The organism is Flavobacterium phycosphaerae (assembly GCF_010119235.1).
GTDB lineage: Bacteria > Bacteroidota > Bacteroidia > Flavobacteriales > Flavobacteriaceae > Flavobacterium > Flavobacterium phycosphaerae.
In genome coordinates this window covers 1,996,482-2,009,820 of the sequence record NZ_JAAATZ010000001.1, presented here as the reverse complement: position 1 = coordinate 2,009,820, position 13,339 = coordinate 1,996,482, and the positions used below count along the sequence as shown (strand labels likewise).

Here is a 13,339-nt window from a genome sequence, read left to right as displayed (position 1 = left end):
TCTTCGCCAAAAGGTGTGCAAAAGTAAGCATAAAATCTTAATTACAAAATATTTACAGTGAGAAATTTAACTTCCAAAAGGCTGATTTTAAGAAGCGAATGGCTTGGGCATTCCGAGAAACGCAATTCCTACTGTCCGCGCTACACGGTAGCCAGCTCCCATCAGGGCTAAACGGGAAGGGCATGACATAAAAAACCCTTTCAACGGTTGAAATGCTGAAAGGGTTATTACCATAAAAATATTTTTTCTAATGACTCACATTCGCCACATCATTCGGATTGTGCTTGTGCTTGAACAAAATGGCAAAGGCAATAGCAATCACCAAAGCATATCCGGCAAACGAAAGCCAAATGCTGTGCCAGTCGCGAGTGCCATCATGCGTAAAGAACTCATCAATAATATAACCGCTTACTAATCCGCCAAAGAAAGCCCCAAAACCATTAGACATCATCATAAACAAGCCTTGAGCCGAAGAACGAATCTTAGAATCGGTTGTGGTTTCCACAAAAAGTGAACCTGAAATATTGAAGAAGTCAAACGCCATTCCGTATACGATGCACGACATGATAATCATCCAAAGTCCGTCAGCCGGATTTCCGTAGGCAAACAAACCAAAACGCAGTACCCAAGCCAACATTGAAATCAACATTACTTGTTTGATACCAAAGCGCTTTAAGAAGAAAGGAATTGCCAAAATAAACAAGGTTTCCGATATCTGTGAAATCGACATCACCAAAGTAGATTTGGTCACAATAATACTATTAGCATATTCCGGTACTTTCCCAAACTCAGATAAAAATACATCACCATACATATTGGTCAACTGCAAGGCACCTCCTAAAAACATAGAGAACAAAAAGAACAACGCCATTTTGTAGGTTCCGAATAATTTAAAAGCATCTAACCCTAGTTTTTGGGCCAAGGTTGCATTCTCAGCAATCAACTTTTGCGGTGGACATTTTGGTAACGTAAAGGAATAAATCCCCAGAATTACAGCCGAAATAGCCGATATATAAAACATATTAGCCGAAGCTTTATTTCCTGACAAATTGGTCAACCACATCGCGGCAATAAACCCAATGGTTCCCCAAACTCTGATAGGCGGAAATACTTTCACCACATCAAAATTATTATTTTTCAAAATGTTATAAGCTACTGAATTGGACAAAGAAATGGTGGGCATATAGCACAACATAGCGGCAAAAATTACCCAATAAAAAGTGGTCGGATTATCAACCTGCGGTATATACAAAAGTGCAATTCCACCTAGGATATGCAAAATACCATAAAGATTTTCGGCATTAATCCATTTATCGGCAATGATTCCTGTGATGGCAGGCATTACAATAGAAGAAAGGCCTAAGGTAGAAAAGATAGCTCCGAATTGCTCGCCGCTCCATTGTTTGGTACCAAACCAATAGTTTCCTACGGTAATTAACCAAGCTCCCCAAACAAAGAACTGGAGGAAGCTCATCAACGTTAATCTCAATTTTATACTCATAAATAATAGTTTTTGGTTTAAAGAAAATAGCCCGTAAATCTACTATTTTAATTGAGACAAACAAATATTTACAACGATTTCGTCACCTCATCCACCATTTCTAAAACGGCAGCAAATTGTTCCTCTCGAGTGAGGTAAGAATTATCTATTTCAACAGCGTCATCAGCCTTACGCAAAGGAGAATCCTCGCGGTGGGTATCAATATAATCGCGGCCTTCAACGTTTTTCAACACTTCTTCAAACGAAACATTTTGTCCTTTGGCTTGCAACTCGTCAAAACGTCTTTGAGCACGGGTTTGAGCGCTTGCCGTCATGAAAACTTTAAGCTCAGCTTTCGGAAAAACTACCGTGCCTATATCGCGACCATCCATCACTATCCCTTTGCCTTTGCCCATGGCTTGTTGCTGTTCTACCAATTTGGCACGAACTTCAGAAACCTCAGCTACTTGACTCACAAAATTGGATACTTCTATCGTTCTGATTTCAGTTTCAACATTGACATCGTTTAAAAACATTTCAGCAAAACCCAATTCAGCATTAAATTCAAAGTGCAAACGAATGGAAGGCAAACTGTTGATTAAGGTTTCTTTATCAAAGTAATCGGCCGTAATGTAACCGTTTTGCATGGCAAAATAAGTAACCGCACGGTACATTGCACCAGTATCTACATAAACATAACCCAAGTGTTTGGCTAGTTGTTTGGCTAAAGTGCTTTTTCCGGTAGAGGAAAATCCGTCGATGGCAATGGTAATTTTTTTACTCACAATTTTTATTATTTTTAATATCGGTTGCCCGAAAAATCTATAGTTAATCCAAACAAACTGGTATTCGCGGCCAAAGTATATCTTGAATAAGAATAATTGAATTTCAAGTTATTGACTCTCAATCCAAAACCAACTGAAAGTCCCGAAAAATTTCGTTGTTCTAAAATACGTAATTCTTCCGCTCTTCTGAAGTTATACCCTAGTCGAATATTGAATCCTTTATCCGGAAATAACTCCGCTCCCACTACCACATGACGTAAAGCATTATTAAAAATAGAGACTTTTTCAGGAGTCGACCCTCCGTCTAAAGAGCCCTGCGCCCTGTTCGGATTAGAGAAAGCCAATTGCCATTGCTGCATGTTTTCTAACGTTAAATGCCAACGAATCGGAACATTTTCCATTAATTGTGAAACACCAACCATTACTTCTAAAGGTAATTTTTCGCGAGTTTCCGAATAAGGCGTAATTTGCGTTCCTATGTTTCGAATGACCAAAGCCCAATTTACATCGTTTCGGGTATCAATAAATAATGCGCCTAAATCAACCGCAGCACCAAAAGAATTATAACTTTCTAAGGTTGAAGAAATCATTTTGGCATTGGCTCCAATATAAAAATCAGAATTCGGAATATTATAAGCATAGCCAAAAGTCAGGGCGATTTCACTTCCGGTAAAACTGGATGTTTGCTGGCCATTTTCGTCATAACCGTCAAATTTTCCGTAGTTGACATAATTCACCCCACCGAAAAAGGTTTGCACGTGGCGGTCATACGTATAAGCATAGGCAGCCGTTCCATAAGTTACTTCGCCAAAATAACTGCCGTAATTCAAGGCCAGTTTATTATCCATTTCCGGATTAATTGTAGCCGGATTGAAATGTGCTTGGTTAACATCCTGATCATAAAACGTCAAGACCTTTCCGCCCAAAGCAGCTTGTCGCGGGGAAGTGACTAAGTTTAGAAATTGATATACCGACTTCCCTCCCACTTGCCCAAAAGTGGTTAAAGCGGTGAGGTAAAATACAATACAAATTAATTTTCTAAACATCAAAAATGGCTTATGCTACATACTATAACGGAAATGCGAAGATATTATTTTATTATGGATGAAAAAAAGTTAAAAGAAAAAGGCATAAGCGTTATTTTACTCATGCCTTAGGGGTTTTATTTTTATTGAAACTTATAATTTCTTAGCGTTCTTTACTTTCTGATTGGTAAGTGCTACATCAATAACTTCGCTCATTTCTTTCACATAATGGAAAGTCAATCCGGCAATATACTCCGGTTTGATTTCATCAATATCACTTTTGTTTTCGTGACATAAAATGATTTCTTTGATGTTAGCTCTTTTGGCGGCTAAGATTTTCTCCTTAATACCACCAACAGGCAATACTTTACCACGAAGGGTAATCTCTCCGGTCATGGCCAAATTTTTCTTTATTTTTCTTTGGGTCAGTAACGAAACCAACGAAGTCAGCATCGCAATACCGGCACTTGGTCCGTCTTTGGGCGTAGCTCCTTCCGGTACGTGTAAGTGAATGTTGTATTTGGAAATCATTTCAGGATCTAAACCGAAAATCTCTGCGTTGGCTTTAATGTATTCTAAAGCAATGGTTGCCGATTCCTTCATCACGGTTCCTAAATTTCCGGTTAAGGTTAGGTTGCCTTTTCCTTGTGAAATCAAAGATTCAATGAATAATATATCCCCTCCAACGGATGTCCAAGCCAATCCTGTTACCACTCCGGCCACATCATTACTTTCAGATTTGTCGCGTTCTAATTTAGGTGCACCCAAGATTTTAACAATATCTTCATCCGTGATTTTCTGGTTGTATTCTTCTTCCATTGCTACCGATTTGGCTGCATTTCGAATGACTTGTGCAATTTTATTTTCCAAACTACGAACCCCCGATTCACGAGTGTAGCCTTCAACAATTTTTTCTAATTGTTTTTTACCTACCGTTAAATCTTTGGCAGAAAGTCCGTGTTCTTTTAATTGTTTTGGCAATAAATGCTGACGGGCAATCTCCACTTTTTCTTCGATAGTGTAACCGGTCATTTTGATGACTTCCATACGGTCTTTCAAAGCCGGTTGTATTGCCGCCATGTTATTGGAAGTGGCTATAAACATTACCTTAGATAAGTCATAGCCCATTTCTAAGAAATTATCATAGAAATCACTATTCTGTTCCGGATCTAAAACTTCGAGCAATGCTGAGGAAGGATCGCCTTGATGGCTGTTGGACAATTTATCAATTTCATCTAAAACAAAAACAGGATTCGAAGTTCCAGCTTTTTTTAAGCTTTGAATAATTCTTCCCGGCATAGCCCCAATATAGGTTTTACGATGTCCGCGAATTTCGGCTTCATCACGTAAACCTCCTAAGGAAATACGAACATACTCTCTGCCCAAGGCTTCAGCAATTGATTTTCCAATAGACGTTTTACCAACTCCGGGAGGGCCAGTCAAACAAAGGATAGGCGATTTCATATCGTTGCGCAATTTTAAAACGGCCAAGTGCTCAATGATTCTTTTCTTAACATCTTCCAAACCGAAATGGTCACGGTCCAATATTTTTTGAGCTCGTTTTAAATCAAAATTATCTTTGGTAAAATGATTCCAGGGCAATTCTAAAAACAGTTCTAAATAGTTTCTTTGGATACCAAAATCAGGAGCCTGTGGATTCATGCGTTGCATCTTCGAAAGTTCTTTTTCAAAATGCTTTTTTGTTTTTTCGTTCCAAGTTTTGGTTTTGGCTTTTTGACGCATTTCTTCGATTTCCTCTTCATACGAAACACCTCCCAACTCTTCTTGGATAGTTTTCATTTGCTGATGAAGAAAATATTCGCGTTGTTGTTGGTCTAAATCAAAACGAACTTTAGACTGAATATCATTTTTCAGCTCCAGTTTTTGCAACTCTACATTCATATATCGCAGGGTTTCCAGCGCTCTTTCTTTTAAAACATTAATCATTAACAAATCCTGTTTCTCTTTCACCGTAAGGTTCATGTTGGAAGAAACAAAATTGATTAGAAAAGACTGGCTTTCAATATTTTTAATGGCAAAAGTAGCTTCCGTTGGAATGTTCGGACTTTCCTTTATGATTTGGACAGCCAATTCTCTGGTAGAATCGATTATCGCTTGAAATTCGGTATCGTGTTTTCCGGGACGTTTTTCTTCAACTTCTTTAATACTGGCTCTCAAATATGGCTTTTCAGAAGTAACGGCATCAATAGCAAAACGTTTTTTTCCTTGCAGGATAACAGTAATATTTCCATCGGGCATTTTTAGTACTCGCAAAATTTGAGCTACTGTACCAACGGTGTAAATATCATTTTTGGTAGGATCTTCGTCTTCTTCGTTTTTTTGAGCTACAACCCCTATGATTTTATTTCCGGCATTGGCATCGTTAATCAACTTGATGGATTTATCTCTTCCGGCAGAAATTGGAATAACTACGCCCGGAAAAAGAACCGTGTTGCGTAAAGGCAAAATGGGTAAAGAATCCGGCAGTTCTTCTTTATTCATTTCTTCCTCATCTTCGGGGGTCAAAAGAGGAATTAAATCGGTTTCGGTATCGAATTCTTGTAGTGACAGATTGTCAAAAGAAAAAATGTTGTGGTTTGGCATGGTATTTTTTTAGGTCAAAATGACATTATAAACTAGTCGATGCTACACAAATGTAGGGCAACTTTTTCAACAAATAAATTAAAATCGTTGTATAACAATTGTAATGGCATAAAATCGACATCCCAACGGATTAAATCGATTAGTGCACTTATAGGGCAAGGATTGTGCCAAAAAAAAATCCGCCGAAATGGCGGATTTTTTACTTTATTTTCTTTTTAAGGCAGGAAAATAGCATCTTCACATTCAAAGTCGAATGAACCATTTGTTACTTGGAACGGACCTGTTACTACATCGTTAGCATCATTTAACATATAAGGAAAACTGAAGGTTCCTTTTATTCTTTTAGTAGCAGGATTAAACTCGGTTATGGTAAAGGTTCCTTGAAGCTCATCTTCATAAGTATCCCATGGATTCGTTGCATTCACAATGATGATATCAGCTGATATAATTTTTTCAGGATCTGTAGGGTTATCAGGATTTACCTGATAGGTTCCCGGTGCCCAGTACTGTTTATTAATTTTTATATTGATTTGAACAAAATTGTTAGGCGTAGGATTAAGCGGATCGGTGTCTCCTTGAATCACTAAAATTCTATCCTCATTTAAGCTACTTATTTCTTGTTTCGCTTTTAAACCGGTGAACGGATAATAATAAGGCTTCATACCGGTAAAAGGCTGTCCATTAACAGTTGCATTCATGTACGCAACCGGTGTCGTTGGATTGGTAATAGCAGCAGATACAGTAATTGGCCCTATCCAACTGCTGTTTTGAGTAGCTGAACATGTGGCTCTGACATAAAAATCGTAAGCTACCGTGGCTGAAACCCCGGAAACTAATTTTGATGTAGTAGTAGAAGTTACCGGAGTACCAGTTCCAACCACGAAACCTGTCATCCCGTATTGGATTTCCCAAGAAGTTTCTGTGGCTCCTGCTGTCCAGGTAACATTTACATTAGTGTTTGTAGTGGTATCTCTGGTAGCAGTTAAATTAGAAGGATTAGGACAGTTAGGATTAACAACCACAACGCCCTGTACATTTACTGGACCCACCCATTGGCTGCCCGAATCAGCACTACAGTTTGCTTTTACATAAAAACTGTAACTGTTTGAAAAATTTAATCCGGTCACTACATAGGTTGTTGTTGTAGCAATTACCGAAGTTCCGGTTCCTTGCACAAATCCTTGAGCACCGTATTCAATCGTCCATGTGGTTTCATCTCCTCCGGCTACCCAACTCAAACTAATCGAGTTATTATTGATAAAACTACTGGCCTGAAAAGCTGACGGTGCATTACAAGTAGGTTGATTAAAATCATCCAAATCGATAGCACTGTCAATAGGCTCTGTTTCACAAGAGTTAAAGGTTATCGCCGTAAATATTAAAAATAATCCGGTAAAAAATTTTATCTTATTCATATAGTTTGGTGAATTTTACTTGTTGTAAAAAAATTATTGTTTGGTGTAAATAGTAGTGATATCGCTCGTTATTTCTAAAACAACACCATTCTGATTGTCGTATACTGTTCCGGCGGGAACTAAATTCGAAAGGGTATTTCCTGAGACAGTAAAAGTAAATGGATCTAAAGTAGTATCATTGCTTGTTACTGTAAGTTGATTACCATTTAACACCCAAGTTCCGGTATCAGTAGGATCTACAAAACAAGTATAGTTACCGCTAACAATATCAAGATCAACTCCTTTTGCATCAGCCGTATAAGTATTGTTGGCATTTATAGTTAAAAACATATTATTTAAACAGTCAACTTCATCCATTTGATTGATGTGTGGAGTCCCATCTCCATTCAAATCTGTCGCAGGTGAGGTATTGAAAGCCGTTAGTTTATAAGTTCCTGCAATAGTAGTAGTTTGAGTTACTGCATTTACCACTATCGGACCAATCCAACCACTATTTTGAGTAGCTGAACAAATAGCTCTTACATAAAAATCATAAGTAACTGTAGCTGATATCCCAGTAACTTGTTTTGTAGTCGAAGTTGAAATTACTGAATTACCGGTACCAATAACGAAACCTGTCATTCCATATTGAATTTCCCAAGAAGCTTCTGTGGCTCCTAGCGTCCAGGCAACATTTACATTAGTATTTGTAGTGGTATCTCTAGTGGCACTTAAACCGGAAGGATTAGGACAATTAGGATTAACAACAATTCCCTGCACATTTACAGGACCCACCCATTGACTACTCGAATCTGTACTACAGTTTGCTTTTATATAAAAACTGTAACTGTTTGAAGAATTTAATCCGGTCACTAGATAGGTAGTTGTAGAAGCAATTACCGTAGTTCCGGTTCCTTGTACAAATCCTTGAGCTCCATATTCAATGGTCCATGTGGTTTCGTCTCCTCCGGCTACCCAACTCAAGCTAATCGAATTATTATTGATAAAACTACTGGCCTGAAAAGCTGACGGTACATTACAAGTAGGCTGATTAAAATCATCCAGGTTTATAGCACTGTCAATAGGCTCCGTTTCACAAGAAACAAAAGCGAAAACCGAAAACAACAGCACTATGCTCAGAATCTGTTTTATGTTTTTCATAATCAATTTTATAAAGAAAGTCCAAATATAATTTTTTTTGAAGTTACGACAATACTTTTTTCGGAACTCTTAATAAAAGAAAAAAACCAATCACAAAAAACACTCCTAAAAAAACTATTGCATTACGCATACTTCCTGTAACCTGATCTATAATTCCATATATAGACATTCCAATGACAATACCTATTTTTTCGGTGACATCATAAAAACTAAAAAAGGATGCGGTATCTTCTGTTTCAGGCAATAATTTAGAATAGGTTGAACGCGCTAAAGATTGAATACCACCCATGACCAAACCTACTAAACCCGCCATAATATAAAAGTCATTGGGCACTTTCATAAAGTAAGCAAAGAGACATAAAACAGCCCAAAATGCATTTAGAAAAAGTAACGTTTTATATTCCCGAATTTACCGGAAGCTCTCGAAGTTAAATATGCTCCGAGTACAGCAACCAACTGAATGAGCAAAATACAGATTATAAGTCCGGTTTCTTCTACCTGAAAAATTTTGTCAATTCCTTGCAAAGTAGGGTCTTCAGGGTTCCTCCAAGTGATTTCAGTGGAACCAAAATAAGTAGCGACCAACATTACGGTTTGTACCGCCATTATAAATACAAAATAACTGTATAAATACCTTTTCAAGGCTAAGTTTTCTTGCAACTGTTTCCACACTTTTCTGATTTCCTTAAAACCATTAAGCACAACTGCTTTTGTTATCGGTTGCTTGTTATGATTGCCTTTCGGCAGATAGTAATAAGTAATATGACTAAAACCTATCCACCAAAGACCGACAGAAATAAATGAAATCCTCATTGCTTCTTCTGCACCATCTATTCCGAATGTTTTCGGAAACATTACCATGGCCAAATTGAGCATCAATAAAAGCGTACTTCCTATATAGCCCATCGAAAATCCTCTGGCGCTAACTCGATCCTGTTGATCCGGGAAAGCAATATCCGGTAAATAAGAATTATAAAAAACCAAGCTCGACCAAAAGCCAATCAATCCAAAAAAATAGAGTGTATAACTAATCAATAAGTTATCCAAATTAAACCAGTATAAGCCGATACAGGATATGGCTCCCATATAACAAAAGAAACGCAGAAAAGATTTTTTATTCCCCACATAATCTGCAATTCCCGATAATATGGGCGAAAAAATAGCTACCATCAAAAAAGCAAAAGCAGTAACAAAGCTTATCATGGCCGTGTCTTTACATTGCATACCAAAAAGGGTCACATAATTTTTCCCACTTTCTTTAAAAATGATTTTATAAAATACAGGAAATACAGCCGAAGCTATAACTAAGCTATAAACCGAATTGGCCCAATCATAGAAAGCCCAAGCGTTGAGTAATTTTGGATGACCTTTTGGAAGTAATGGCATAAAATAGTTTTTAAATAAAAAAATCCCGATGTCTCGGGATTCAAATATAGTTTATTTTATAATTAAAATTTAACGCCAAACTTAGCCGCTTCAGCTTTAGCTTCAGGAATTTGTCTTCTGATGTTGGCAATCCTGGTTTCATCTGACGGGTGCGTGCTCATAAACTCCGCCGGTTTACTGCCCCCGGAAGCTTTTGACATGCGTTCCCAAAACGCAACCGCTTTTTCAGGATTGTATCCGGCAATAGCCATCAATTTCAATCCAATCATATCAGCTTCGCTTTCATGACTGCGGCTAAACGGCAACATTCCTCCATATTGCGAAACGCCCGAATACGCCAACATAGCCATTTGTTGTGTTTCAGCACTTTTGCTTCCTGTTGCCAAGGCTACTCCGGCTGCTCCGGCTTGTTGCAACATTCCGGCACTCATACGTTGTTGCCCGTGATTGGCCAAAGCATGTGACACTTCATGCCCCATAACCGTTGCCAGTCCGGCTTCATCTTGGGTTATTGGTAAAATTCCGGAATACACCACAATTTTTCCGCCTGGCATACACCAAGCATTTACTTCTTTATTTTCAACCAAATGGTATTCCCATTTATAATCTTTCAAATATTCGGTATAGCCATTAGCATTCAACCATTTTTCGGCAGCCGCTTTGATTTTCATTCCAACAGTTTCCACTTTCTTGGCATCGGCCGTTCCGGCTACCACTTTATTTTCTTTTAAAAAGGTACCATATTGTTGAAAAGCAGAGGGAAATATTTGACTGTTATCAACCAAAGCCATAGTACTTTTTCCTGTAAAAGGATTTTTAGCACATGAAAAGACCAATAGCACAGCTAACGATACACATAAGAGGATTCCTTTTTTCATAATTATATTATTTGAGTTACAAATTTACATAATATATGGTCAAAATAATTACATAATTTAAAATACAAATTACATAATCTAGGCACCAAAAATGTGCAATTCAGTAAAATCTTTATCAATTAAAATGGTATTATTTCCGTTGTACTGAATTTGCTCCAAAGGCATTTTTTCATTGTCAACCTCTATTTTCTTCACCTTGAATGGTAAGGAATTTAAGTTGATTTTGAATTTAGAATAATGGGTTTCAAAAGTACCTTCAGTGTGTTGCTGAATGATTAGTTCTTTTTCTTTTCCGTTCAATGAAAAAGTTCGCAACGAAAAACGTCCTTTGTTGTAATCATAACCATCCTGCGCGTCTTCATACACCGTCGACTTTTCTTTGCCTAACTTATAATACACCTCCAAAATGAGTTCATCAAACTGCAATTCACCCACATATTGCTGCACCGGATATTTGGGAAGAATTGCCCCTTCTTTGATAAACACCGGAATTTCATCATAATTCGTATTTACCCAAAGTTCTTTCATGCCTTCGGTTAACTCGCCGGTCCAGTAGTTGTACCAATTGCCTTTGGGCAAATACATGCGACGTCCTTGGGCATTAGGTTCTAATATCGGGCAAACTAAGATTTGGTTTCCGAAAATAAATTCATCGGTTCTATAATGGGTTTGAAAATCTTCTTGGTCAAAATATACCAACGGTTTTAACATAGGGGTTCCTTCATTCACATATTGCCAAAACATAGTGTACAAATACGGTAACAATTGGTACCGCAATTCCACAAACTTCCTGGTAATATCAATCACTTCTTCGCCAAATGACCAAGGTTCCTGTTCGCCATGATCGCCCGAAGAATGGGTTCGGCAAAAAGGATGGAAAACACCTAACTGAATCCAACGTGCATACAATTCACCCGAAGGCTGCTCAGCGAATCCACCAATATCCGAACCGGTGAATCCCATTCCGGAAATCGACATTCTTTGCATTTGTATGTTGGCAATCCATAAATGTTCCCAGCTGGCAACGTTATCGCCTGTCCAAGACGAAGTATATCGCTGCGCACCTGAATAGGCAGAACGGGTGATGATAAACGGTCTTTTCGGATAAGCAAATCGTTTCACTCCTTCATAAGTGGCTCGTGCCATTTGGGTGCCGTAAATATTGTGGGCTTTTCGGTGACTGCAAGGGTTTCCGTCATAATCATGACGCACATCGTAGGGGAAGGTTTTCCCGGGAACATCCATAACAGCAGGTTCATTCATATCGTTCCAAACGCCTTTGACACCAATTTCAGAAATCAATTCTTTGAATAAACCTGCCCACCATTCACGCACTTCCGGATTGGTATAATCCGGGAAATTACATTCGCCCGGCCATACTTTTCCCTTCATAAACGGGCCATCGGCTCTTTTGCAGAAATAATCATTTTTCAGAGCTTCCTGATATACCCAATAGTCTTTATCGATTTTAATGCCAGGGTCAATAATCACCACGGTTTTGAAACCGTCTTTGGCTAATTCGGCTACCATTCGTTTAGGTTCTGGGAAATACTCTTTGCTCCAGGTGAAACAACGAAAGCCTTCCATATAATCGATATCTAAATAAATAGCATCACACGGAATACGCAATTCCCTGAATTTAGCGGTTACTTCTTTTACTTTACTTTCGGGATAATAACTCCATTTGCATTGGTGATAGCCCAACGTCCACATTGGCGGTAGTTCGGGTTTCCCGGTTAAATGAGTGTAATTTACAACCACATCGCTCATCTTCGGACCGTAGAAAAAGTAATAATTCATCTCTCCTCCTTCGGCCCAAAAACTCGTAACATTTCTTCTTTCATGACAAAAATCAAAAAAGGTTCTGAAGGTATTATCAAAGAAAATCCCATAGGCTTTATTGTGGTGCAACCCGATGTAAAACGGTACTACTTTGTATAATGGCTCTTGGTCTTTATGGAAGGCATATTGGTCGGTGGCCCAATTTTCAACACGTTTTCCTTTTAGGTTTAGGTGCGTCGCTTTGTCTCCCAATCCGTAAAAACTTTCACCGTCTTTAGAGGCTTTGCTCATTTTTACAATATTGCCGCCGTGCTCGTAACATTCTTCCCAATGAAACCCTATTTCATCTTCCAAAATGGTAAAGCCATCTATATCGTGAATCGAAACTTTTAAATCTTTTTTATTGACTTTACAAAAGACTTTGCTGGTTTTTATTACATAAAAGCTAGGTTCTTCAACAACCTCTAACTGATTGTAACCGTGGGATTGGTTTTTATCAATAGCATAGGAAAAGTCGTTGCTGAAGTAGCCTTTGGTGGTATAGCGAAAACGAATCAGACTGTCTCTGAGAATCGTGATTTTTAAAATGACATTATTGTTGGTATGAAAATAAATACTGTCAACATCTTTTTCGAAAGAAACAATTTTGGTTGGAAACTGATCGCCTTTATGCTCAAGTTCTGTGTTGGTAATCATGCTGATTTTTTGTGTCTAAGGTCAAATTTACGAAGATGAAATCTAATACAAGTCAACAAATCAGAGGAGTTTTTAACTACAACGTTTGCGAACCCGTATAACTAAAAAAGAAGCTAACTCTCTGTTGAGAAGCTGCTTCTTTCGTATT

The 13,339-nt window shown here is 38.1% G+C and carries 8 protein-coding genes and 1 pseudogene; all 9 read right to left on the bottom strand.

Features of this window, described 5'->3' with window-relative positions; all coding sequences use genetic code 11:
* Positions 1 to 247: 247 nt before the first annotated feature.
* Positions 248 to 1,501: a nucleoside permease gene (locus tag GUU89_RS08820; RefSeq protein ID WP_162127563.1), complete on the bottom strand. Its 1,254-nt coding sequence runs from the start codon at positions 1,499 to 1,501 to the stop codon at positions 248 to 250.
* Positions 1,502 to 1,569: 68 nt separating this feature from the next.
* A complete protein-coding gene (gene cmk, locus GUU89_RS08815; RefSeq protein WP_162127562.1) occupies positions 1,570 to 2,265 on the bottom strand; it encodes a (d)CMP kinase in 696 nt (231 codons plus the stop codon).
* 14 nt (positions 2,266 to 2,279) lie between these two features.
* Positions 2,280 to 3,311: a type IX secretion system protein PorQ gene (porQ, locus tag GUU89_RS08810; RefSeq protein ID WP_162127561.1), complete on the bottom strand. Its 1,032-nt coding sequence runs from the start codon at positions 3,309 to 3,311 to the stop codon at positions 2,280 to 2,282.
* A 132-nt stretch (positions 3,312 to 3,443) separates the two neighbouring features.
* Positions 3,444 to 5,894, bottom strand: coding sequence for an endopeptidase La (gene lon, locus GUU89_RS08805; protein WP_162127560.1), 2,451 nt, complete (start codon positions 5,892 to 5,894; stop codon positions 3,444 to 3,446).
* Between the two features lie 215 nt (positions 5,895 to 6,109).
* A complete protein-coding gene (locus GUU89_RS08800; RefSeq protein WP_162127559.1) occupies positions 6,110 to 7,309 on the bottom strand; it encodes a fibronectin type III domain-containing protein in 1,200 nt (399 codons plus the stop codon).
* A 33-nt stretch (positions 7,310 to 7,342) separates the two neighbouring features.
* Entirely contained in the window at positions 7,343 to 8,449 is a 1,107-nt protein-coding gene (locus tag GUU89_RS08795) for a fibronectin type III domain-containing protein (protein ID WP_162127558.1), read from the bottom strand.
* 43 nt (positions 8,450 to 8,492) lie between these two features.
* Positions 8,493 to 9,835, bottom strand: a pseudogene (locus GUU89_RS08790) (MFS transporter).
* A gap of 62 nt (positions 9,836 to 9,897) precedes the next feature.
* Positions 9,898 to 10,713, bottom strand: a complete 816-nt coding sequence (locus GUU89_RS08785; RefSeq protein WP_162127557.1) for a M48 family metallopeptidase — start codon at positions 10,711 to 10,713, stop codon at positions 9,898 to 9,900.
* Between the two features lie 78 nt (positions 10,714 to 10,791).
* Positions 10,792 to 13,191, bottom strand: a complete 2,400-nt coding sequence (locus tag GUU89_RS08780; protein ID WP_162127556.1) for a glycoside hydrolase family 31 protein — start codon at positions 13,189 to 13,191, stop codon at positions 10,792 to 10,794.
* Positions 13,192 to 13,339: the final 148 nt, after the last annotated feature.